Source organism: Echinicola jeungdonensis, from assembly GCF_030409905.1.
Classification (GTDB): domain Bacteria; phylum Bacteroidota; class Bacteroidia; order Cytophagales; family Cyclobacteriaceae; genus Echinicola; species Echinicola jeungdonensis.
Genome location: NZ_JAUFQT010000002.1, coordinates 746,561 through 770,675, shown reverse-complemented (window position 1 = coordinate 770,675; position 24,115 = coordinate 746,561). Strand labels below are relative to the sequence as shown.

The window sequence follows — 24,115 nt, the reverse complement described above, 5'->3', positions numbered from 1 at the left end:
ATTTTCCAACTAGAAAAATTTGATCCACCCTATATTTCAATTTGTAGAATCATAAGTTTGTTTATATTTGCGAGAAGTTGAATTAACAAATAATAACCGTGAAGAAATTAAGTAGAGTATTAGGAATTTTAGGCATTTCAGCCCTTATTTTTACTGGCTGTAATCAAGGAGAAAACACAACCCAAGGTGCAGCCCAAGACAATAATGGTGACAATGGGGTGAATATGAGCAATTTAAAAATTGCTTATATCAATACCGACAGTGTTATCCAAAATTATGATTATTTTAAGGAAAAGTCAGAGGAAATTTCTGAGAAAGGTAAACGTTACGAATCCGAACTTTCCAACCGTGCCAAAGGCTTTGAGCAGGAGGTTTCTAATTTTCAGCAGTCTGCCCAAAACATGACCATGAACCAAGCCAGGGCCAAGGAAGAGGAGTTGATGAAAAAAGAAAGGAATCTGGTATCCTACCGGGATAATTTAATGAAAGAACTGTCTGCGGATGAAAATCAGCTCTATAATGAAGTGTACGATAAGATTCAGGTATATTTAAAGGAATATGCCAAGGAAAATGATCTTGAAATGATTTTGTCCTATACCAGGGGCGGTGGCGTTTGGTATGCCAATGAGGCTTTGGATGTAACTCAATCGGTAATTGAGGGAATCAATGAAAATTATGCTTCTAAAGAAAATAAATCCTCTGGTGAATCAACTGAAAAGGAAGAAAGCAAAGAAAAATAATACCAGCATCTATATTTTCTATTGAAAAAGCTCGGTTTTCCGGGCTTTTTTTGTGTAAGTTAATATTTTTGACTTAAACCTTATTTTAATTAAAAAAGCATCCAGGATGAAAATTACTGATTTTCTAAAGCACAATTTTAGACATTTTAATGCTGCCGCCCTCATTGATGCAGCAGAGGGTTATAAGGCCCATCTTGATAATAATGGTAAAATGATGGTAACCCTTGCCGGTGCCATGTCAACGGCCGAACTCGGCATTTCTTTGGCTGAAATGATCAGGCAAGATAAAGTGCATATCATCACTTGTACTGGGGCCAATCTGGAAGAAGATGTATTTAATCTTGTAGCCCATGATTATTATGAGCGCGTACCTCATTACAGGCATTTATCCGCCGAGGAGGAAAAAGGGCTCCTAGATCGCCATATGAACCGGGTAACGGATACCTGTATTCCGGAAATGGAGGCTATGAGGAGAATAGAAAAGGTGATTTTGGAAGAATGGCAGAAAGCCGATAATGCTGGAGAAAGTTATTTTCCCCATGAATTTTTCTACAAAATTTTGTTGTCTGGAAAACTGGAGGAGTATTACCAAATAGATCCCAAAAACAGTTGGCTGATGGAAGCAGCCAAGAAAAACCTCCCTATTATAGTTCCAGGATGGGAGGACAGTACTTTGGGTAATATGTTTGCGGGGCATTGTATTTCAGGTGATATAAAAAATGTTCATACCGTCAAAAGTGGAATTCAGTACATGATGTACCTGGCAGATTGGTATACTCAGGAAGCAATTCCAGAAAGTACTGTCGGATTTTTCCAAATTGGCGGGGGAATTGCTGGGGATTTCCCTATATGTGTCGTTCCCATGCTCCATCAAGACCTGGAGCGTGATGGAATACCGCTCTGGGGATATTTCTGTCAGATATCTGATAGTACCACTTCATATGGATCCTATTCCGGAGCAGTTCCTAATGAAAAAATAACATGGGGCAAACTGGGGATAGATACCCCAAAATATATCATTGAGTCAGATGCCACGATTGTGGCCCCCTTGGTATTTGCAATAGTTTTAGATCAGTAATATGAAAAACAACAAAAAGTCAATTTTACTCAAAGCAGGTATTCTTCAAATACTTGCTTTTTGTGTTTTTTTACCTTCCTATGGACAGGGTATTTATTCCTTAAAGGAGGTAAATAGTTCCTATGATGAGCAGCATCCGGTATTATCCCCAAACGAAGAGCTTTACTTCACCGTGGCCCACCATGAAAAAAATAAAAGGGGAGAAAAGGATCTGGGAGATGTTTGGTTTAGTTCAAAAAATGACTTTAACCAATGGCAAGATGGGCAACCCATTGCTGACCTTTCCACCGACGGCTATGATGTATTGATAGGATTTTCCTCTAGTAATTCTGTTTTGGTTTATCATGATGGAAATGGAAATAAAAGCCATGGAATATATGAATACAAAAGGAAAGGGGAGAGTAATTGGGAAATGAGCCAGGCCCAGAATTTTGGGAGCTTTAGGAATAAAAGTAATTATTTCGGGGCCAGGCTCCATGGTTCCGGGGAAATTATGGTCCTTTCCATGGAATCCTACGGATCCTATGGAAACGAGGATATTTATGTGAGTTTTAAAAAAGAAAACGGTCGTTGGTCTATGCCCCAAAACCTAGGGCCAAAAGTTAATTCCTTTCAACAGGAAATGACCCCTTTTCTTTCGGAAGATACACAGATCCTTTATTTTTCCTCCAACGGCCATGGAAGCAAAGGGGCAAGGGATATTTTTTACAGTCAAAGGTTGGATGATAGCTGGGAAAACTGGACTGAACCAACCCGGCTTTCAGATAAAACTAATACCCCGGGTATGGAATTGTCCTACTTTATTCCTTCCAATAATCCATATACGGCATATTATACCACCACACAAAATAGTGAAGGCTATGGGGATATAATGATGTTAAGGGCAGAGGAAATTACACGTAAAGAAATACCTAAAGGGCCAGAGCTTTCCAATACAATTGCAGAAAATCAGCTTCCAATTGAAAGTGAAATTGCAACAACTTCTGTTTCGGAAATGGAACAGGAAAATTCAAAAAATAAATTTTTAAGTCAGGGACCTGAACCGGTCCAAACTGGGGAAGATATTAATCAAGATCTTGAAAAAAACCAGGAAGAAAATCAAATTGTACCCGTATATTCTGATAATGAGAAAACGGCAAAAATTAAGGTTTTGGATGCTTCAACAAAATCACCGATCACCTATACAATTTCATACAGAAATGAAATTGGAGAAACCACAGCAAGCCAACAGGTGGAAAAAACAGAGGGGGAATTTCCCTTGGGTAGTAATGCAGAACGTATAAAAATTACTGCTCCCAACTATCTTCCTTATTCTGTTTCTGTAGAATCCTTTACCCAAAATGTGGAAATAATATACTTGACCCGTGTATCAAGGGGAGCAAGTATTGTTCTGGATGATATTTTATTTAAACGTGGAACTTCAACCTTGGCAGACCAAGGGTCCAAAGAAGCTATTTTGGATTTGGTGGAATTTATGGAAGAACATCCTGAGGTTAAAATTAAATTAGAAGGGCATACCGATAATGTAGGTAATTCTATGTTAAACAAAGAATTGTCGCTCAATAGAGCTGGTGCTATCCGTGATTTTATGGTTGATCAAGGTATTGCTTTTGAAAGAATCATGACAGCTGGATGGGGTGGGAGAAAACCAATAGCCAGCAATGATACAGAGCAAGGTCGAAAATTGAACCGAAGGGTTGAAATGATTATAATGGATTAGTCCTTATTTTTGAAATTGGAGAGGAATTTGTAGTAAAATATATTATTAAAGATAATAATTAATAAAAAATTAGGTAAATTATACCGTCTATCTTAAATATATAGATAGTATGATTTTGTTTAACCCAATTAATATTCACACAATGAAAAAATTAATTTATTTATTTTCAATTGTAATGTTAGCTTCTTTGGCTAGTTGTGGTTCCGAAAAAAACAAAGAGGAAACCCAAGAAGCACCAGTGGAAGAAGCCCCATCAAAAGAGGAATCTAAAACCAAAATCAGATTAGATGCTGATGATAAAAAGGTGGAAGTGGAATCTGAAAAGATTGATGTAGAAATCGATTCAAATGAATAAAATAAAAAAGGGTTAGCAATTTATGGTGCTAACCCTTTTTTATTTAATCTTCCATTTCATTTTTTAAGTTTTTAAGCCCCTGTTCTAATTGTTCACCCAGCATTTCTTCCGTTCCCATTAATGCAAGCATTAAATTCATTGGGTATTGGCTTTTTCCTTCAAATCCCCATTTTACCTTCGTTTGATCTTTTGATACCTCCTCAGTAATCATATATGCATTATCTGTGGCCTCAAATGGTTCATAAAAACGGAGTTCGTAATCTATCCTTTGATTTTCTTCAATACGGATAATTTCGAGTTCTCCTTTACCTACACTTGGTTTTTCACTATCCCATGATGAAACAAATCCAACTGTTCCATCCGTCCCGGTATAAGATTTATCCATTTCGGGGTCCATTTGCGCCCAGACACTAAAATTATCCTGATTTTTCAATTGCTTTACATAGGAGAAAACTTCGGGAAGGGGTTTTTCGATGATAATTTCCCTTTCGGCAGCGTATTCTTTTTTGATGAATAATGCAGCAATTAAGGCGACTGCAACCACCCCAATGATGCCGTAAAGGATTCCTTTTAAAATTTTCATGGTTTAGCTGTTATTGGTTAAAACAATGAATTACTTTGAATTATTGCATTAATAAATATGGGTTTTAAAACAAAAAGTTAAATTAATAAAATAATTTATTGTTTTTGGGTTAATAGTGAAATAAAAAATGGGTTTTTGTAAGTTAATGGGGAAAATAATTTAAGAGATTATGAAAATGAAACTTAATTATTTAAAGGGTTGATTAAATTGTTTATACTCCAGAAATTTAATTGGTTAACCCATTTTATAACTCACCTATTAAATTGTTTAATTCTTTTTCTATGGTAATAATGAAGCCTTGGAGTTTATCATATTTTTCGGGAAAGGTTGTAGGGATATCCTTTTCCATAGATTGCAGCAATTGTTTCACCTCCAGAGCACCAAGGTATCCCATTGTTGATTTGGCCTTATGGACTTTTATCCTTACATCCTCATATAGACCATTTTCATAAAGTTCAGGTAAACCCTTTAGTTCAGGAAGGTTTATGGTCAAAATCATTTCCATCATTTGTGGTAACAAATCCCGGTCTTCACCTAAAAATTGAAAAATGACCTCTTTATCAATAACTTTGTACATCTTATTAAACTGTTCTTAAATGTAAAAATGGATAATAATCTTTTTTGACTTGATAGTATAATTCCATTGTTAAAAAAACAATGGCAAAATTAACTTATTTATGAAAATAACACTAAAATGGATAAGATTTTTTATTAATTACTGATTCAATTAATTTTGCAAATGCTTAGTCAATTTGGATTTAAATCCCAGGTTTCTATTTCAATATGAAAAAAAATAAGGTAGTATTTCTGGTAGTGGGGATTATTTTCTTTATCATTATTCTTTTAATAGGTATTGATATGTCCTCACGAACTACTTTTCCAGGCTCTAAAGGAAATTTGAAAGAAAGGATTAGTAATGAAATCAAATAGGGGGAATTTTCCTTAGAGAAGACCTTATAGGAAAATAATTAATATAAAAAAATGGGGTTAAATCTCTTTAAAAACCAACAAAGCTTAATAAAGTGCATTATCTAAAAGTAAATACCCTATTGGACATCCTCCAGGAAAAGGAGGTGCCTTTCGAGGAGGAATTTAGAATTGAGGTGAACCGGAATTTATTAGATCAAAAAGCCAGGGAATTATTGGCTGATGCCTATAAATCTCTTGATGGAAAAGGGGAATTTATCATTTTGGATAAACTTAAGTTTGATTTTAAAATCGACCGATTTTTATTTCTATATGACGATGCCGTTCATTTTAACAGGTATAGGTTAAGTACTTTAAAGACAGGTATTTATGATACCTTTACTTTCCCCTGGGTTGAAGGTTACAAAAGACTTTGCAGGACTTTTGAAAAGGAGTGCCATAAAGCAGGTGTTCAGGAAAGGGTTTGGAATGGCCCCCCTGTTGCTGGCCGTTGTTTTGGCCCTTCTGAAGATTTTGGAGACCTATCCAATAATGGTTCTGCAGGTTGGAAATTAAATGCCTATAATGATGCCCAATATGATTTATTGAGTCGACTCCATGGTTATAAAATCATTAGGATTTCTATGTATGAAAACTTAATGACCGGTGGTAGTCTGAAGAAAATAGATCAGTTGCTGACCAGGCCCAATCAAGATTTATATAACCCAATTGCTTCTTGGTTACTTAGAAAAATGGAGTAGGCAAAATTTAATATTGGCCATCTTTATAATCAAATCTTCAATATTGTCGGTTACTTTTGAATCTTTCTGCAACCGTTTTTTCTTTTGAACCAATGGTGTATTTGTAAAACCCTTTTCCAGATTTCATCCCTAAATGTCCTGCCTGTACCATATTAACCAGGAGGGGACATGGAGAGTATTTGGGATAACCAAAGCCTTCATGTAACACATTTAAGATGGATAAACAAACATCCAAACCAATGAAATCGGCCAATTGGAGGGGACCCATTGGATGAGCCATACCCAATTTCAAAACCGTATCTATTTCCTCAACCCCTGCTATCCCTTCAAAGAGGGTGGTAATTGCTTCATTGATCATAGGCAATAGAATCCTATTGGAGACAAATCCAGGGTAATCATTTACCTCAACTGGCACTTTGTCCAAATTCCTCGATAAAGCCAATATCTGATGAACAGTTTCATGACTGGTGCTGTAACCCCGGATGACTTCTACCAATTTCATGACAGGTACAGGATTCATAAAATGCATGCCGATTACTTTTTCTGGTCTATTGGTAGCACTTGCAATTTTGGTAATAGAAATGGATGAAGTATTGGTTGCCAGAATCGTTTGTTTAGGACAAATTTGATCCAGTTTTTGAAAAATCTCAATTTTGATAGGTAGGTTTTCGGTGGCAGCTTCCAGGACAATATCTGCATGTTTGGACCCTTCTTCCATTTGGGTAAAGGTTTGGATCCTATCCAGAATTTCTTCTTTGTCATCCTCCAAAACAGTTCCTTTCTCAATTTGCCGGTCAAGGTTTTGGCTGATCCGGTCAATAGCTTTTTCCAATATTTTGTGTTCAAGGTCAATTAAAGCCACTTGGTGTCCATATTGAGCAAAAACATGGGCAATGCCATTTCCCATGGTACCAGAGCCTATCACTGCGATTTTTGTCATTATTCGATTATTTAGGGTAGATAAAATCCTTTTGGATATTATTAAAATAAAAGGTTAAGCTTTGGAATCCAATATTTAAATAGAATATCCCCAAATGGGAAGTTGGGCAGCCCTTTTTGTGCATAAAATACTTACCTTTGGGGCATGAAAGAATTAGGGAGAATTTCCACCTTGTCCATCAATAGGTTTACAGCCAATGGTGCTTACTTACAACTTAGTAATGGAAATGAAGTTTTACTGCCCAAGAGTTATCTTCAGGGGGATGAGCAAGAAGGAGATGAAAAAACTGTTTTTATATATACTGATAGTGAAGACCGGCCCGTAGCCATTACCCAAAAACCGATTGCTTTGGTAGATGAATTTGCCCTAATGAGAGCAAAAACTATCACATCTTTTGGGGCCTTTATGGATTGGGGCCTACCAAAAGATTTATTTGTCCCGAAATCGGAAATGGGAAAACCTATCCAAGCAGAGGAGAAATATTTGGTCATGGTTTGTGTTGATTACAAAACCAATCGATTGATAGGGGTTTCCAAGTATCAGGATTTTATTTTAAGTGATACTGAAAACTTTTCTGAAGGGCAGGAGGTCGAAATTTTGGTATTTGAAAAAACAGAATTGGGATTTAAAGTTTTGATTGATGGCAATTATGAAGGTCTGATCTATGAAAATGAAATTTTCGAGCCTTTACAGGTAGGAGATAAAAAAAGGGCATATATCAAGAAGAAAAGGGAAGATGGAAAACTGGATGTCCAGCTTAACCCCATTGGAAGGCAAAAATATGAAGAAGGGGCTGAAAAAATCTTGGAAACTTTAAAAGTCCAGAAATTTTTGCCCCTTCACGATAAATCATCCCCTGAAGAAATCAAAAAGACCCTTGGGATGAGCAAAAAGCACTTCAAACAGTCAATTGGTCAACTCTATAAAAGTAAAAGGATTCTTTTGCATAAAGATGGGATTGAGTTAATTGACTAGTTTAATTTTAATATCTCTGTTGGAGTGGTACATAAAACAGCTTTATGCTGTTTTATGGCAATGGGTGCCTTGATCAAATAAGGATGTTTGACAAGTATGTTTAACCAACCTTCTTCATCCCAAGTTTTCCCCGCAATCATGGATTGGTATTCCGGATGAGACTTGTTCAATATATCCTTAGCTCTGAGGTTTAACATATCCAATATGAGTTTCCACCCTGTAGAGGTTATTTTTTCTTTTTCAATGTTTATTTCGTGGACATGTCTGGAAATAGATCTGGCATATGCCCTAGCTTGTTTATCAATAGAATGGGTAGGGATATAATAAAAGAAAAGCTCATTGGGATGCATTTCCATAAAAACTCTGGTTTGTTGTTGTAATTAAAATTACAAAATAAATGCGTTAAACCAAATATATATGAATGTATATATGAAAAGTAATGGTTTAAATTTTGCAAAAAGTCATCATGGATTTAAATAATTTCAAAACAAAATCTCAAAGTGAATACGCTAATCATAAAAAAATAAAGCCACGGTTAAAAAAAATAAAACCAAAGGTTTTGGATGAGAAATTTAAGGATGGGCATGACCGCCAATTCGAAAAAATGGATTGTTTGGATTGTGCCAATTGCTGTAAGACCACAAGTCCTATATTTCTTCAAACAGATATTGATAGGCTTTCCAAATTATTAAAAATGAAATCCTCTGTGTTTATTTCAACTTATTTACATCGGGATGACGAGGGAGATTTTGTATTACAGTCCAGTCCATGCCCATTTTTAGGGATGATAACAAATGTTTTGTATATGAATCCAGGCCAAAAGCCTGCCGGGAATACCCCCATACAAACAGGAAAAATATGCATGGAATATTGAATTTGAGCTTAAAAAATACCCTGGTTTGCCCTGCCGTATTTCAAATCTTTCAAGACTTTTATAAAGAATTTAGGAAGTAATTTGAAGTCTTTGTTATTTTTGGTCATCAAACCTATTAATAAATGAACCATGAATAATCAAAAAGAATGCTTTTTGGGTGTCGATGTTGGAGGAACCCACCTTAAAATAGGAAAAGTTAGCCAAGCGGGGGAAATCCTTTCGTTTGACAAAGAAGACACCACTCCCTACAGGGATAACCCTAAAGGCTTCAATCAATGCTTTGTAGAAGTCATAGGCAAATACCTTTCTAAATACCCAGATGTGAAAAGGGTGGGCATTGGCTTGCCGGGTTTAATTGATAAGGAAAGGACCACTACCTTGGAGATCCCTGCCATTCCAGCTTTGAATGATTTTAATTTAAAAGGCGCTTTGCAGGAGAAATATCCAGAGATCGCATTTTTTCTGGAAAATGATGCCAGTGCTGCAGCCATGGGGGAGTATAAGTTTGCTTCCACCGCTCCCTCTCCAAATTTCCTGTTTATCACTATGGGGACTGGCATTGGAAGTGCCATGGTTCTAGATGGACAAATTTTTAAGGGAGCAAGGGGTAATGCCATGGAAATGGGGCATATGATGTCCCGCGGAAATGCAAGATTGGAAACCCTGATTGGAAGAAATGGAATTTTGAATATATTGGAAAGGATGGCCAAAGCTTATCCTGAAAAAGCTGGGGTATTGAATGACCAGGAATTGGGGACCCACCTGTTGGTGGATACTGCCAAAGAGGGTAATCCAGTTTCACTGATGACTTTTGAGGAGGTAGGAGATATTTTGGGAATTGCCATTGTGTCCACCGTTAGAATATTGGATGTGAATGAAATATATTTTGGAGGGGGGATTTCCGCGGGCCTAGAGTTTATGATGCCTTCATTGGAAAAAACAGTTAGGCAGTATCTTTCCGGATATTATCTTCAAGATATCAAGCTGAAAAAAGCTACATTGGGCAATAACGCAGGAACCTTAGGAGCAGCGGCCTTGTGTTTTTAGAAGTTAAGGGTTGAGAGTGGTAATAGTAACCTCGCTGACCTTGTTGATTGCATTTAGTCGAAAAAGAACCTTTAGAGGTTCTTTTTCATTTTTTCCCCCTTCACATTCAGCAGAAGGTTCTAAATAATAAAAAAAGTAGATTTGGCTTTTATTCAACAATTCCACCCGGTCAGGCCTGCCAAAAGTAAGGATCAATTCTTGATTATTGGCTTCAAGAAAAGTGTTTTTGAGTTTTTTTAATTCCTCTAAGTCTTGTATTCTCAAACCTTTACAACCATTTCGGTCGTTTTTCCAGTTTTCCAGGCTAATTTTTCCAACATCCAATTTTGAGGAGCAGGAAACAAAAAACATTATCAGTGGAATAAATAAGAAGCTGGCCTTTTTCAATTTAAGTGTTTTAGATTTTAGGAAACTTTCGGCCCGAAAGTACGAACTCTCCCCAAGAAGTAAAATCTACATTGGAAAATTTTTGTAGGCGTTTATCCTTAATAAAAAGTTATTGTCCCCCTTGGAATCAATCTGTTAGGAAGGGGATTGAAATTTTATTGGAGGGCAGAGAATAAATACGGAAAAGTACTTGAGGAGGACTTCCATTTGAAATTTTTATATTAGCAGCCAAATTTACGATGAATATGTATTATAGATTTGCCAAAGCTTTTCACCTGCTTACTGTACTCTTCTTTATTGTCACTTTTTTATACCTTTATTCGGGTTTGCCTGAAAAGGTCATATTAGAAGTGGATGAATTTGGAGAGATTCTTAAAACCATTTCCAGAAACACGTTTTTTTATACGGGAATTGGGGTTTTTGTTATTCTAAATTTATTATTGGTTACCCCGGCCAAAATGATTGAAAACAAAACTTCCAGGAATCTCAGGAAATTATTTGAAGTTGGGGATCCATCCCGGGATCAAATTTTGTCATGGATATATTCCTTTGTAGGGATCATTAATGTTTCAATTGTGGTCATTGCCTTTTATATTCACAACATCAATAGGTCATTGGAGTTGGGAATTGAAAACAATTCTCAATTCCTAATGTATGTTTTGCCAATCTTTTTTGTAATATGGATTGTGATGTTGTTTGTAATCCTGACCAGAAAAATTAGACAGGTCAAATCATCTCATAAATAAACTCCTCATACCCACATCTGATTAAAAAAAAATATGGCTGATAATAAAGTACAGTATACTGAAGATAGTATCAAATCCCTGGACTGGAAAGAACATATCCGGCTTAGACCCGGGATGTATATTGGAAAATTGGGGGATGGAAGTGCCCAAGATGATGGTATTTATGTGTTGGTCAAAGAAATTCTGGACAACAGTATTGATGAACATATGATGGGCTATGGAAAGACAATTGATTTAAAAATCAGTGAACATAAGGTAGAAGTAAGGGATTTTGGTCGAGGAATCCCTTTGGGAAAAGTTGTGGATTGTGTTTCCAAAATCAACACTGGGGGTAAGTATGATAGTGGTGCTTTCCAGAAATCCGTTGGATTGAATGGAGTAGGTACCAAAGCAGTAAATGCCCTTTCTGAATATTTTAGGGTACAGTCTTTTAGGGATGGAGAAACAAAAATTGCAGAATTTGAAAGGGGGGAGTTGTTTGAGGACAAGAAAGTAGAAAAGACCTCTGAAAGAAATGGGACAAAAATTGTTTTTAAACCTGACCCAACGGTATTTAAAAATTATCACTTTATTCCCGAATACCTGGAAAACCAGGTATGGAATTATGCATTTTTGAATGCTGGATTATCCATCAATTTTAATGGTAAAAAATTTTATTCAGACAAAGGGTTACATGATCTTTTGGATAGGAGGATTGATGAGGAAAGCAAAAGGTACCCAATAATCCACCTTAAAGGAAATGATATCGAGATGGCATTGACTCATTCCAACCAATACGGGGAAGAGTATTATTCCTTTGTCAATGGCCAGTTTACCACTCAAGGGGGAACCCATTTGGCCGCTTTTAGGGAGGCTATTGTAAAAACGATAAGGGATTTCTTCAATAAAAATTTTGATGCTGCGGATGTTCGCCAAAGTATTGTGGCATCCATTGCCGTCCGAGTCCAGGAACCTGTTTTTGAATCCCAGACTAAAACTAAACTGGGCTCCCATAGCGTGGGACCAGATGGCCCAACCCTAAGGACCTTTGTTAATGATTTCATCAAAACAGAACTGGACAATTACCTGCATAAAAATCAGGAAACCGCCAATGCTCTGTTGAAAAGGATAATGCAGTCCGAAAGGGAAAGAAAGGAAATTTCCGGTATTAAGAAGCTGGCCAATGAAAGGGCCAAAAAAGCGAATCTTCACAACAAAAAGCTGAGGGATTGCCGGGTCCATTATGATGACAAAAAGGGCAATGAAGAAGCTAAGAATAACACTATGCTTTTCATTACCGAGGGGGATTCAGCATCAGGCTCCATTACGAAGTCCAGGGATGTTCAAACCCAAGCTGTTTTTTCCCTTCGTGGAAAACCTTTAAACTGTTTTGGGATGACCAAAAAAGTGGTGTATGAAAATGAGGAATTTAATCTTCTCCAGCATGCACTGAATATTGAAGATGGAGTGGAAAATTTACGTTATCGGAAAATAGTCATTGCGACAGATGCAGATGTCGACGGAATGCACATCCGCTTATTGATCATGACTTATTTCCTTCAGTTTTTTCCGGATTTGGTCAAAAATGGTCACTTGTTCATTTTGGACACGCCGTTATTTAGGGTAAGAAATAAAAAGGAGACCATATATTGTTATTCTGAGGAGGAAAGAAGAAATGCCATCGCTAAACTTGGAAATAAACCTGAGATTACCCGCTTTAAAGGTCTTGGGGAAATTTCCCCTGATGAGTTTGGCGGATTTATTGGGGAAAACATCCGTTTGGACCCTATTATCCTAAACAAGGATACCAAAATTGGTGATTTGCTAACATTCTATATGGGTAAAAACACTTCCAACCGGCAATCCTTTATCATAGAAAATTTAAAAGTGGAAAAGGATATTGTGGAGGTAGAGAGCAATGCAAAAAAAGCAGCGGACAAAGCCCCATTGGAAACTGAATAATGCCTCAAAGGAAGGCACCTGTAGTGAACCTGCTTTCTATATCTTAATTAAGGAAGGCTAGGTATTTTAGGAAGATTTTATTGATGACTATAAAATGAGTGATTTAGAAAATAATAATTCAGAAAACAAAGACGATGCATTGCATGATTCCCTTGCGGTAACTGGGATGTACCAAAATTGGTTTTTGGATTATGCCTCTTACGTGATATTGGAGCGGGCGGTACCGGCCATTGATGATGGATTTAAACCCGTACAAAGGAGGATTCTTCATGCCATGAAAGAGATGGATGATGGTAGGTTCAACAAGGTGGCCAATATTATTGGTCAAACCATGCAATACCATCCCCACGGAGATGCCTCAATTAGTGATGCAATTGTTCATTTGGGACAAAAAGATATCCTGATAGAAACCCAGGGAAATTGGGGGGATATTCGAACAGGGGATGGGGCAGCGGCTGCCCGGTACATAGAGGCAAGGCCTTCCAAGTTTGCACAGGAGGTGGTCTTCAATCCTCAAACTACTGAATGGCAATTGTCCTATGATGGGCGAAAAAAAGAACCGGTCACTTTGCCAGTAAAATTTCCATTGCTATTGGCACAGGGGGTTGAAGGAATTGCCGTAGGGCTTTCCACTAAAATCCTACCACACAATTTCTGTGAATTGATAGAAGGATCCATTGAAATTCTAAAAGGAGGATCTATCAACCTGGTACCTGATTTTCCAACAGGTGGATTGGCAGACTTTTCGGAGTATAATGAAGGTCTCAGGGGAGGTAAAATAAAAGTTAGGGCAAGAATTGAAGAAGGAGATGGTAAATCCCTTTTGATTAAAGACATTCCATTCGGAACTACCACAAACTCATTGATTGATTCGATCATTAAAGCCAATGATAAAGGCAAGATCAAAATTAAAAAAGTAGTGGACAATACCGCAAAGGATGTTGAGATCCAGGTGTATTTAGCATCGGGACAATCCCCGGATATGACCATCGATGCCCTTTATGCTTTTACTGATTGTGAAGTTTCCATTTCTCCCAATGCTTGTGTCATCATTGGCGAAAAACCTGTTTTCCTCAGTGTTAATGATATTCTGAAGTATAATACCAAGCAAACCAAAGCCCTGCTAAAAAGGGAATTGGAAATCAAAAGAGGAGAATTGATGGAAAAGCTTCTTTTTTCCTCTCTTGAAAAAATATTTATTGAAAACAGGATTTACAGGGATATTGAGGAATGTGAAACTTGGGAAGATGTATTGAGTAACATTGACAGAGGATTGGATCCCTTTAAGCCTAATTTTTACAGGGAAATTATCGAAGATGATATAATCCGTCTTACTGAAATAAAAATCAAAAGGATTTCCAAGTTTGATACCTTTAAGGCAGATGAATTGATGCGGAAATTGGAAGAGGAGCTGAAGGAAGTCAACCATAACCTGAAGCATCTTACGGAATTTGCCATCAATTATTACCAGAAATTGCTGGATAAGTATGGAAAAGGCAGGGAAAGAAAAACTGAAATCAGAGCATTTGATACCATACAGGCAACTACTGTAGCCGCCAATAATGCCAAACTTTACGTCAACAGAAAAGATGGTTTTATCGGTTATGGACTGAAAAAGGATGAACTGGTTTGTGATTGTTCAGACCTTGATGATATTATTGCCTTTAAAAGGGACGGTACCTGTGTTGTAACCAAAATCCAGGATAAGGTCTTTGTTGGAAAAGATATCGTTCATGTGGGTGTCTTTAGGAAAGGGGATGAACGCATGGTTTACAATTTGATTTACCTGGATGGTAAATCCGGTAGGGCCATGGTCAAGCGATTCCAGATTCTCAGTGTCACGAGGGACAGGGAATATTTACTTACTAAAGGAACCAAAGGCTCCAAAATCCTTTATTTTTCCGCCAACCCCAATGGAGAAGCAGAAATTGTAACTGTTTACCTCACTCAAGGCTGTAAAGCCAGGGTTAAAGTTTTTGATTTTGATTTCAAAGAAATCGATATTAAAGGCAGGGGTGCCGGAGGAAATATCCTTACAAAATATCCCGTTAGAAAAATCCAATTGAAAATGGAAGGGGTCTCTACCCTTGGAGGGCTGGATATTTATTATGATGAATCTATTGGGCGTTTAAATACCGATGAGAGAGGAAAATTAATTGGTAATTTTCTGGGAAATGATAAAATTATTGCATTCTATAAAGATGGTAGTTATGAAGTGACTTCCTATGAGTTGACCAATCGTTATGAACCCTCTGAGTTGATGTGGATAGAAAAGTTTGATCCTCAAAAAGCCATTTCGGCCATTTACTTTGACGGGGCCAGCAAGCAGTTTTATATCAAGCGGTTTATGATCGAAACTTCTACTGCGAATAAGAAATTCAACTTCATTTCGGACCATAAAAAGTCATATCTAAAAATTATTTCCACCGATTCACAACCACAAGTCAATGTGAAAATTCAAAAAGGTAAGGAGGTAGAGGAAGTTCAATATGATCTGGATATGCTTATTGATGTAAAAGGATGGAAATCAGTAGGTAATAAAGTTTCCAACCACCCCATTAAGGATATTACATTATTAACCCCGCCAAAACAAGAACCAGCACCCAATAAACCTCAAAAGGAAGGGGCAAATGACGAATTGGAGGTTGGGTCTAAAATCGACCTAAATGTCGATGAGGATGAGGAGGACGAAAGGGATCAATTGGGGTTATTTTAAGAATCAAAAATGAGCGGGGAAAAACCTGATAAACACCTGATCAATTATTTGGCAGGTTATGTGACAGACAATAAAAAAGCCAGGATGGAGGAAGTCCTGGCTCAAAGAACCCGTTATTTTACATTGGTTTTGGAGGATATTTATAAACCTCATAATGCCAGTGCGGTAATCAGAACCTGTGATTGTTTTGGCGTTCAGGATATTCATATCATTGAAAAATCCACCTCTTATAAAATCAACCCATATGTTACGCGTGGGGCAGCTCAATGGGTGAAAATCCATAAGTATGAAGAAAGGGTAGATTCCAATGCGGTGGATAACTGTTTTGGACAGCTTAGGGATCAAGGTTATAGGATTTATGCCACCTCACCGTTTCAGGGAAGTATATCCTTAGATGATTTAGAACCAGATTCAAAAACGGCTTTGGTATTTGGCAATGAACATGCCGGGGTAAGTGAAGAGGTAATTGAAAAAAGTGATGGACTTGTAAATATCCCCATGACCGGCTTTACCGAAAGTTTCAATATTTCAGTTAGTGCTTCCATATTTTTATATGACCTTCAACAAAAAATCCGGAAACACATTCCAAACGATTATTTCTTGTCGGAAGAGGAAAAAGAGGAATTAAGGCTGGAATGGTATAAAGGGGTGGTGAAAAATGTGGATATCCACTTACGGAATTTTTACAAAGAAGTATAATCAACCTCAGAAAGCTTTATTGGGTATTCTTTAAATTTAAAATTTTTCTAAACCATAGTGAATGTGCATATTTGCAGTCTTAATGCACCTGTTGTAAAGGTGTTTTGTTTTATAAAATTGATTCAATTTAAATGTCTGACCAATTGATTAACATCACTTTGCCTGACGGGGCAGTGAAGCAATTTGAAAAAGGGACTACAGGGCTTCAAATCGCGCTTAGTATTAGCGAGGGCTTAGCCAGAAATGTTCTTGCAACTAAGGTAAATGGAGAAGTTTGGGATGCTACCCGTCCTATAAATCAGGATGCAGAAGTGCAATTGTTGACCTGGAATGATAAAGAGGGAAAATCCACTTTTTGGCATTCATCTGCCCACTTGTTAGCAGAAGCATTGGAAGCTTTATATCCAGGTGTGAAATTTGGCATCGGGCCATCTATAGAAAATGGCTTTTATTATGATGTGGATTTCGGTGATAAAACCGTTGATGGAAGCGAGCTGGAAAAAGTGGAAGCCAAGATGATTGAGTTGGCTCGTCAAAAAAATGAATACAACCGAAAGGAAATTTCCAAAAAAGATGCTGTAAATTATTTCCAGAAAAAAGGAGATGAATACAAATTGGAATTAATTGATGGTTTAAATGATGGAGAGATTACCTTTTATCAACAAGGTAATTTTGTAGATCTTTGCCGGGGGCCTCATGTTCCTAACACAGGCTTCATTAAAGCTGTGAAATTACTGAATATTGCCGGTGCCTATTGGAGAGGGGATGAAAACAATAAAATGTTGACCCGAATTTATGGGGTTTCATTTCCAAAAGCTAAAGAACTCAAGGAACACCTTCAAATGTTGGAGGAGGCCAAAAAAAGGGATCACCGGAAATTAGGTCGTGAACTGGAGCTTTTTACTTTTTCGGAAAAAGTAGGCATGGGTCTGCCACTATGGCTACCCAAAGGGGCCCTGTTAAGGGAAAGGTTGGTGAGTTTTCTTAAGAAAGCCCAGGATAAATCGGGGTATCAGCAAGTGGTTACTCCGCATATTGGTCATAAAGCACTTTATGAAACTTCAGGGCATTACGAAAAATATGGAAAGGACTCCTTTCAACCTATAGCTACTCCTCATGAGGGGGAGGAATTTCTTCTGAAACCTATGAATTGCCCCCACCATTGTGAGATATATAAGCATAAACCCAGGTCTTACAAAGATCTCCCTATCCGCTACGCTGAGTTTGGTACAGTTTACCGTTATGAACAAAGTGGGGAATTGCATGGATTGACCAGGGTAAGAGGGTTTACCCAAGATGATGCACATATTTTCTGTCGCCCAGATCAGGTCAAAGATGAATTTGTTAAAGTTATTGACCTGGTTTTGTATGTATTTAAGGCTTTGGGCTTTGAGGATTATACCGCTCAAATTTCGTTAAGAGACCCCGAAACCAAAGAAAAATATATAGGCGGCGATGAGGCTTGGAATAAGGCAGAAGCCGCCATTATTGAAGCTGCTGAAGAAAAAGGATTGGAGACTGTTACCGAGTTGGGAGAAGCTGCTTTTTATGGTCCAAAACTGGACTTTATGGTCAAGGATGCATTGGGTAGAAGTTGGCAGCTGGGAACTATCCAGGTGGATTATCAGTTGCCTGACCGTTTCCAATTGGAATATGTTGGGTCTGACAATCAAAAGCACCGTCCAGTAATGATTCACAGAGCCCCATTTGGTTCTTTGGAACGTTTTGTTGCGGTGTTGATCGAGCATTGTGCGGGTAACTTCCCGTTATGGTTATCCCCAGAGCAAATTAATATTTTGCCAATTTCTGAGAAGTTCATAGATTACGCCAATAAGGTTCACCAGTTACTGGAAGAAAATGATATTGTGGGGAACATTGATAACCGGGATGAAAAAATCGGAAGGAAAATCAGGGATGCTGAAGTTAAGAAAGTTCCATTTATGTTGATCGTAGGGGAGAAGGAAGAACAAGAAGGAAAAGTTTCCATACGGAAGCATGGGGAAGGAGATCTGGGAAGTTTTACTCCGGAAGAATTTGTCAAGTACTTCAAAAATATTATTTCGGAATCGCTTAATAAATAAAAATAAACTGTAAAAAAGAATCGGGATTTTCATAATTCAAAAAATATCCGATATTTGCAATCTAATTCATTAATCAATCATAACTATTTTGAGAGGAAGAAAACCGTTTAGACCGAGACAAGAAGAACCTTACAAAGTTAACTCCAAAATCAGGGCCAAGGAGGTCAGGTTAGTTGGGGATTATGCCGAGGGTGGCAATGAAATCATGGCTACTGATAAAGCCATTAAGATGGCCGATGCGCATGATCTTGATCTCGTTGAAATTTCTCCAAACGCCAATCCACCTGTATGTAAGGTGATCGATTATGCGAAGTTTAAATATGAACAGAAGAAAAAGCAAAAGGAAATAAAAGCCAATGCTGCTAAAACTGTTCTCAAAGAAATCAGGTTTGGTCCCAATACGGATGACCATGATTTTAATTTTAAACTTAACCATGCGAAAAATTTTCTTAAGGATGGAGCCAAAGTAAAAGCCTATGTTCATTTTGTTGGCCGTTCCATTGTATTTAAGGAAAGGGGTGAAATGTTGTTATTGAAATTTGCTCAGGCGTTGGAAGAATTGGGTCAGGTGGAGCAACTTCCCAAAATGGAAGGAAAGCGTATGAACATGTTCATTGCGCCAAAAACCAGTAAGAAATAATTTCAACAAATAATACAGTGTTATGCCTAAAGTAAAAACTAAATCAAGTGCGAAGAAAAGATTCAAATTAACTGGATCTGGAAAAATCAGAAGGAAACATGCTTACAAAAGCCACATCCTGACCAAGAAAGCTACCAAAAGGAAGAGAAATCTTACCAAAATGGGAGAGGTTCATCAGTCAGATGAAGGAAGAGTAAAAGACATGTTGAGAATTTGATTTTTCAACAATTAAATTAAAGGTTATTTATTCACCAGATGTTTGGTTTACAAGTCTCTTTCGAAGTTTCGTGAAGGGCACCAAAAGTCAAAAAATTAGATTATTATGCCAAGATCAGTAAACGCAGTAGCGTCAAGAGCAAGAAGAAAAAAAGTACTTAAAGCCACCAGAGGTTACTTTGGAAGAGGCAGCAATGTTTGGACCGTAGCTAAAAACAAATACGAAAAAGGTTTAACTTACGCCTATAGAGACCGTAAGGCCAAGAAAAGAGAATTCAGAAAACTTTGGATTCAACGTATCAATGCCGGTGCCAGACAATATGATATTTCATATTCACAATTCATGGGTCTTCTTAAGAAGGCTGATATCGCCCTTAACAGAAAAGTTTTGGCCGATCTTGCCATGAATCATCCAGAGGCATTCAAAGCTGTTGTTGAAAAAGTTAAGTAAGAAAGCACTAACTTACTGACATAAAGCCCCTCAATTGAGGGGCTTTTTTTTGCCTTTTACTATTTTTTAAATGCCTTGATTTTTGGTTAAAAATTTTAATCTTCAGTTCCAATTAAAAAAGTCACTTCGTAGCCAGATATTTGGAAAAAGGGGCAGCATGAATTTTACAATATGTGTGGATATAGTTTATAAGCCCTGTCATAAATCAATAGGCCCATCCGATTTATTAAGGTTGGAGGTCATGGAATAAAAGGGATGTACTTTTCTATTTTTTCACTTATCGGGAAGTAGCTCATTTCAGCGACGGGAAAAAGGAATTAAAATATTAAATTAATAAAAAAGAAAGGATTCAAATTAAAACGGTTCCATAGGATAGAGGTGCAGCTATTGCAATAATTTCATTATTTATATGGGGTGTTAAATGTAACTCATATTCCAAATTAATAGCTGGACAAAATTAATCCACCAAAAAACAACCTAAAACGATAGTGTTAAAAAAACCGATTGGTAAAATATCAATACAACCTTTCCGATTGGATTTTCAAAGGAAACAATAAGTAATATCATTAATGAGTTGGCCTATCTCCAAAAAGGAAATAGCTGGCAATAACCCGTGATTTTTTTTACCCTAAAACTCGAACAAAAATGAGTGCATTGAAGGACATCTCAACTTTGCCTCCAAAACAGGCAAAAAGGGGTAAATGCAAGAATGGACTTATGGCATTTCATAAGCGATTATTTGAGTTGCAGAATGTTTTCTATGCAGATGGACGTTATGGATTACTTATCATTCTGCAGGGCATGGATACTTCTGGAAAAGATGGTACGATCAGGCATGTGATGACCTGCATGAACCCGATGGGACTTAGGGTACAATCATTCAAAAAGCCTACCGAAGATGAACAGAACCATGACTTTTTATGGAGGGTATATCCACACATACCACCCAAAAGTATAATTCAGGTCTTTAATCGTTCCTACTATGAAGATATTATTATTCCAGTGGTAAACCAATCCCAGCCAAAAGACCTGATAATGCATCGCCTAAATCTGATCAACGAAATTGAACAACACCTTGTTGAGAATGATATTCATATACTAAAATCCTTCCTACATATTTCCCACAGCAAACAACAAGAAAGAATTAAAGAAAGATTATCCATGCTGCACAAACGATGGAAATACAGTAAGGATGATGAAACAGCTGCAAAAAAATGGGATGCCTACCTAAGGATCTATGACACACTCATTGTGGATTGTAACTATGTTCCCTGGCATATAATTCCAGCGGACAAACGATGGTACCGTAATTATTCTGTTGCAAAAACGATCATAGAATATTTAGAAAAATTAAATCTAAAATACCCCAACAAATAATTATTGGATCTTCAGGGTAAATAAATTTCAAAAACCATTCATAATCATGAAAAGCATGAACAAATGGCTTACCCTCAAAAGAGGTATAGAATTCAATATGGGGGACTGACATGACTGTTAGGAATATGATCTAAAAAAAAATATTAATGCTTATTCCAGGAAGGGGGCTGGACTTCCATTTCAGTTTAATGCATTTCCTATTTTAAAAGGTTTCCTGGGAATTGAACTGGTTTTTGAAGGGAATTTTCACGAACTTATATACTACCATACCCGATCTTTTTCTATGGAGGCTGGCCTTTCCTTTAGTGGTTAAAGGATGAATTGAAGAAAACGGCCCCGGGATGATGGCCATTGCTATAATAATCATCAATCCAGGGGTTCAAATACAGTAATAGGATAGGGGGTAGAAAATGTTCTTTTGGGAGTTGATTACCTTGATAGTTAATATACTGATGAGCCCCGGGGATTAAATAAAACCCTTTTTGAGAGCCTCTCAAGGCCTTGAGCTGTTGTTCAAGATAATAATTCTCCAAGCTCATAAAATACAAAGTGATCACATTATGAAATTGAAACTTTAAGAATTGAACATGGAGTATATTTTCTAATTAAATCGAGAGAAAAAGTTCCTGCAGTTGAATAGGTTATCAAAGGGGAGTATTAATTAGATTGAGTTCCTTTATGGCCGCCATAATTGCTCAGGTTTGAAACATCAGATGAAATTTAAAATTTACAGTTATGGACAAAATCAAAACATACTTAAAGGACCAAGAGGAATATTTACTAGGGCATACCTGTAAATCCATAGACAAATCCCGGCTGACCCTACCTGGGCCAGAATATCTTGAAAAGGTATTTGTCAACAGTGATCGCAACCTTCAGGTCCTTAATTCACTTTCGAGGCTATACAATTCAGGCAACCTGGCCGGCACAGGTTATTTATCCATCCTCCCTGTCGATCAGGGGATAGAACATTCTGCGGGGAGCGCCTTTGGCCCTAACCCAGACTATTTTGATCCGGAAAACATTGTGGAACTTGCCTTAGAAGCCGGTTGCAATGGGGTGGCTTCCACCTTCGGTGTATTAGGGCTGACAGCACGCAAGTATGCCCACAAAATCCCTTATATCGTTAAGATCAATCACAATGAACTGTTGACCTACCCCAATAAATTCGACCAAGTATTGTTTGGGACGGTAAAAGAAGCCTGGAACTTGGGAGCTTGTGCTGTTGGGGCTACGATCTATTTTGGATCAGAGGAATCCATCCGGCAACTGAAAGAAATCGCCGAAGTGTTTGTTTATGCCCATGAATTAGGAATGGCTACCATTCTATGGTGCTATATGCGCAATTCAGCATTTAAAACAAAAGAACAAGATTTTCACACCGCTGCTGACCTTACCGGCCAGGCCAATCACCTTGGAGTTACCATACAGGCTGATATCATAAAACAAAAACTACCCAATACCAATGGTGGTTTTACTGCACTTCATTTTGGGAAGACCTCCAAAGAAATGTATGAAGACCTCAGTTCTCCCCATCCCATAGATTTGTGTCGTTTCCAGGTTGCCAACTGTTATATGGGAAAGGTCGGGCTGATCAATTCCGGGGGAGCCTCATCCGGCCAATCGGATTTTGAAGAAGTCATCAAAACAGCTGTTATCAACAAAAGGGCCGGTGGCAGTGGATTGATCTGTGGAAGAAAAGCATTTCAAAGACCGAGGAAAGAGGGTGTTGAACTTCTGCACTTGATACAGGCTGTTTATAACAATGAATCCATTACGATTGCATAAATGGGGTCCAATTGCAAACAAACTACAAGAACTGAAAAAATAATACTAGTGGGTATTCCAGTATAAGTTTTTCCGGAGAATTTTGAAAGTAAAACGTAAACAGTGAAAAGGCCATCCATGATTAAAAAAATAGGAATAAAAAAAGCTTCCCCTTTTAGGGAAGCTTGAAAGTAGCGAGGACGGGAGTTGAACCCGTGACCTCAGGGTTATGAATCCTGCGCTCTAACCAACTGAGCTACCTCGCCATTTAGTGTTTTCTTTCAACTTTTATGATAGTTGAATCTAGCTTCGACCGTCATGCCCTTATCTGCCTGGTCTGATATAAATCCTTCCTGTTAAGCCTATTAATTCTCTTATCTAGACACCTGATTATTACCCAGTAAAGCAGGTCGGCAATTTATTATTCAAATATTTACTCCATTTGATGTTGAAGGTGTGTTTTCAAGAGTGTATATTACTTAAAACTCTAACAAATGGCTCAAGCAAGAAATAAAGGTGGACTTTCTTTTAAGTCTTTTGAATATTCAGTAGGAAGTGTTTAATATTAACTACTGCCTTGCTGAATGGGAATGCAAATATGTAAGCTAATGTGATTAAAAGCAAGCCAAACAAGTGAAAATTATTAACTTTTTATTGAACAAAAATTTAAGGTTATGGTAAAGAATAAATTTGTAGCTGACTATCAGATGAATACTTCCAGGTCCGTTGTTTTCCCTTATTTGAGTACTGCAAGTGGGTTGTCGGAATGGTTTGCAGATGATGTCACAATCGATGATGATAAGGTCTTCGACTTTATTTATGAAGGTGTAGACCATTATGCAAAGATCGTTGCCCTAAGGTCAAACCACAGTGTGAAATTTGAGTTTTTTGACCCTAAACATCCGGAGGAATCTGACCGGTCATATGTGGAGTTTAGAATAGAAGAAAACGAATTGACACAAACGCTGTTTATTAAAGTGATCGAGTACAGTGACACTTTTGATGATGATGCACAGGAAACCATTTGGGAAGGATTGATCAACAACCTAAAAGAAATAATTGGAGGATAATTTATCCTTTAATTATCATTTTTAATTTAATATGATGAACTTTGG

The 24,115-nt window shown here is 37.4% G+C and carries 24 protein-coding genes and 1 tRNA gene; 19 read left to right on the top strand and 6 right to left on the bottom strand.

Annotated features, from left to right (window positions below; genetic code table 11):
- Positions 1-98: 98 nt before the first annotated feature.
- From QWY93_RS16520 to QWY93_RS16505, 4 genes are all read left to right on the top strand, one after another.
- Positions 99-740 carry an OmpH/Skp family outer membrane protein gene (locus QWY93_RS16520; protein ID WP_290249522.1) on the top strand — a complete coding sequence of 214 codons (642 nt, stop codon included), beginning with the start codon at positions 99-101 and terminating at the stop codon, positions 738-740.
- A 106-nt stretch (positions 741-846) separates the two neighbouring features.
- Positions 847-1,818 carry a deoxyhypusine synthase family protein gene (locus QWY93_RS16515; protein WP_290249521.1) on the top strand — a complete coding sequence of 324 codons (972 nt, stop codon included), beginning with the start codon at positions 847-849 and terminating at the stop codon, positions 1,816-1,818.
- A 1-nt stretch (position 1,819) separates the two neighbouring features.
- On the top strand, positions 1,820-3,538 hold the full coding sequence (locus tag QWY93_RS16510) for an OmpA family protein (protein ID WP_290249520.1): 1,719 nt from the start codon (positions 1,820-1,822) through the stop codon (positions 3,536-3,538).
- 142 nt (positions 3,539-3,680) lie between these two features.
- The gene (locus QWY93_RS16505) at positions 3,681-3,893 is read left to right on the top strand and encodes a hypothetical protein (RefSeq protein ID WP_290249519.1); all 213 of its coding nucleotides are present in this window, start codon (positions 3,681-3,683) and stop codon (positions 3,891-3,893) included.
- A 43-nt stretch (positions 3,894-3,936) separates the two neighbouring features.
- Here QWY93_RS16505 and QWY93_RS16500 read toward each other — a convergent pair whose 3' ends face one another.
- Together QWY93_RS16500 and QWY93_RS16495 are read right to left on the bottom strand one after the other, a co-directional pair.
- A complete protein-coding gene (locus tag QWY93_RS16500; protein WP_290249518.1) occupies positions 3,937-4,476 on the bottom strand; it encodes an SRPBCC family protein in 540 nt (179 codons plus the stop codon).
- A gap of 244 nt (positions 4,477-4,720) precedes the next feature.
- A complete protein-coding gene (locus QWY93_RS16495) occupies positions 4,721-5,053 on the bottom strand; it encodes a hypothetical protein (RefSeq protein ID WP_290249517.1) in 333 nt (110 codons plus the stop codon).
- Positions 5,054-5,498: 445 nt separating this feature from the next.
- Between QWY93_RS16495 and QWY93_RS16490 the strand changes: the two genes are divergently transcribed.
- Entirely contained in the window at positions 5,499-6,143 is a 645-nt protein-coding gene (locus tag QWY93_RS16490) for a DUF7255 family protein (protein ID WP_290249516.1), read from the top strand.
- A 37-nt stretch (positions 6,144-6,180) separates the two neighbouring features.
- Here QWY93_RS16490 and QWY93_RS16485 read toward each other — a convergent pair whose 3' ends face one another.
- Complete coding sequence (locus tag QWY93_RS16485; RefSeq protein WP_290249515.1) at positions 6,181-7,083, bottom strand: 3-hydroxybutyryl-CoA dehydrogenase; 903 nt, start codon at positions 7,081-7,083, stop codon at positions 6,181-6,183.
- Between the two features lie 144 nt (positions 7,084-7,227).
- On the opposite strand from QWY93_RS16485, the gene QWY93_RS16480 reads away from it, so the two are divergent.
- Positions 7,228-8,058, top strand: coding sequence for a CvfB family protein (locus tag QWY93_RS16480; protein ID WP_290249514.1), 831 nt, complete (start codon positions 7,228-7,230; stop codon positions 8,056-8,058).
- Here the strand turns inward: QWY93_RS16480 and QWY93_RS16475 are convergent.
- Positions 8,055-8,414 (bottom strand): arsenate reductase family protein, encoded by a 360-nt coding sequence (locus QWY93_RS16475; protein ID WP_290249513.1) that lies wholly within the window; start codon positions 8,412-8,414, stop codon positions 8,055-8,057. The two genes, QWY93_RS16480 and QWY93_RS16475, sit on opposite strands and share 4 nt — an antisense overlap.
- Positions 8,415-8,524: 110 nt before the next feature.
- On the opposite strand from QWY93_RS16475, the gene QWY93_RS16470 reads away from it, so the two are divergent.
- Both QWY93_RS16470 and QWY93_RS16465 read left to right on the top strand, forming a co-directional pair.
- Positions 8,525-8,932: a YkgJ family cysteine cluster protein gene (locus tag QWY93_RS16470; protein ID WP_353959661.1), complete on the top strand. Its 408-nt coding sequence runs from the start codon at positions 8,525-8,527 to the stop codon at positions 8,930-8,932.
- Positions 8,933-9,061: 129 nt separating this feature from the next.
- Positions 9,062-9,979 carry an ROK family protein gene (locus QWY93_RS16465; RefSeq protein ID WP_290249512.1) on the top strand — a complete coding sequence of 306 codons (918 nt, stop codon included), beginning with the start codon at positions 9,062-9,064 and terminating at the stop codon, positions 9,977-9,979.
- Between the two features lie 3 nt (positions 9,980-9,982).
- Here QWY93_RS16465 and QWY93_RS16460 read toward each other — a convergent pair whose 3' ends face one another.
- Positions 9,983-10,330 carry a hypothetical protein gene (locus QWY93_RS16460; RefSeq protein ID WP_290249803.1) on the bottom strand — a complete coding sequence of 116 codons (348 nt, stop codon included), beginning with the start codon at positions 10,328-10,330 and terminating at the stop codon, positions 9,983-9,985.
- A 281-nt stretch (positions 10,331-10,611) separates the two neighbouring features.
- Here QWY93_RS16460 and QWY93_RS16455 point away from each other — a divergent pair, with 281 nt between their 5' ends.
- The 10 genes from QWY93_RS16455 to QWY93_RS16410 all read left to right on the top strand — a co-directional run bounded on the left by QWY93_RS16455 (position 10,612) and on the right by QWY93_RS16410 (position 23,021).
- Positions 10,612-11,112 (top strand): DNA topoisomerase IV, encoded by a 501-nt coding sequence (locus QWY93_RS16455; RefSeq protein WP_290249511.1) that lies wholly within the window; start codon positions 10,612-10,614, stop codon positions 11,110-11,112.
- Positions 11,113-11,145: 33 nt separating this feature from the next.
- Entirely contained in the window at positions 11,146-13,053 is a 1,908-nt protein-coding gene (locus QWY93_RS16450) for a DNA topoisomerase IV subunit B (protein WP_290249510.1), read from the top strand.
- 94 nt (positions 13,054-13,147) lie between these two features.
- Positions 13,148-15,769, top strand: a complete 2,622-nt coding sequence (locus QWY93_RS16445; RefSeq protein WP_290249509.1) for a DNA gyrase/topoisomerase IV subunit A — start codon at positions 13,148-13,150, stop codon at positions 15,767-15,769.
- A gap of 9 nt (positions 15,770-15,778) precedes the next feature.
- On the top strand, positions 15,779-16,468 hold the full coding sequence (locus QWY93_RS16440) for a TrmH family RNA methyltransferase (RefSeq protein ID WP_290249508.1): 690 nt from the start codon (positions 15,779-15,781) through the stop codon (positions 16,466-16,468).
- Positions 16,469-16,599: 131 nt separating this feature from the next.
- Entirely contained in the window at positions 16,600-18,549 is a 1,950-nt protein-coding gene (thrS, locus tag QWY93_RS16435; RefSeq protein ID WP_290249507.1) for a threonine--tRNA ligase, read from the top strand.
- A gap of 88 nt (positions 18,550-18,637) precedes the next feature.
- Complete coding sequence (gene infC, locus QWY93_RS16430; protein WP_290249506.1) at positions 18,638-19,189, top strand: translation initiation factor IF-3; 552 nt, start codon at positions 18,638-18,640, stop codon at positions 19,187-19,189.
- A 22-nt stretch (positions 19,190-19,211) separates the two neighbouring features.
- On the top strand, positions 19,212-19,406 hold the full coding sequence (gene rpmI, locus QWY93_RS16425; protein ID WP_290249505.1) for a 50S ribosomal protein L35: 195 nt from the start codon (positions 19,212-19,214) through the stop codon (positions 19,404-19,406).
- A 105-nt stretch (positions 19,407-19,511) separates the two neighbouring features.
- Positions 19,512-19,856, top strand: a complete 345-nt coding sequence (rplT, locus tag QWY93_RS16420; protein WP_290249504.1) for a 50S ribosomal protein L20 — start codon at positions 19,512-19,514, stop codon at positions 19,854-19,856.
- Positions 19,857-20,501: 645 nt separating this feature from the next.
- Positions 20,502-21,233, top strand: a complete 732-nt coding sequence (locus QWY93_RS16415) for a PPK2 family polyphosphate kinase (RefSeq protein ID WP_290249503.1) — start codon at positions 20,502-20,504, stop codon at positions 21,231-21,233.
- A 735-nt stretch (positions 21,234-21,968) separates the two neighbouring features.
- Positions 21,969-23,021: a class I fructose-bisphosphate aldolase gene (locus QWY93_RS16410; protein WP_290249502.1), complete on the top strand. Its 1,053-nt coding sequence runs from the start codon at positions 21,969-21,971 to the stop codon at positions 23,019-23,021.
- Between the two features lie 171 nt (positions 23,022-23,192).
- Here the strand turns inward: QWY93_RS16410 and QWY93_RS16405 are convergent.
- A tRNA-Met gene (locus QWY93_RS16405) sits at positions 23,193-23,266 on the bottom strand.
- 408 nt (positions 23,267-23,674) lie between these two features.
- Here QWY93_RS16405 and QWY93_RS16400 point away from each other — a divergent pair.
- A complete protein-coding gene (locus QWY93_RS16400) occupies positions 23,675-24,070 on the top strand; it encodes an START-like domain-containing protein (RefSeq protein WP_290249501.1) in 396 nt (131 codons plus the stop codon).
- Positions 24,071-24,115 lie beyond the last annotated feature (45 nt).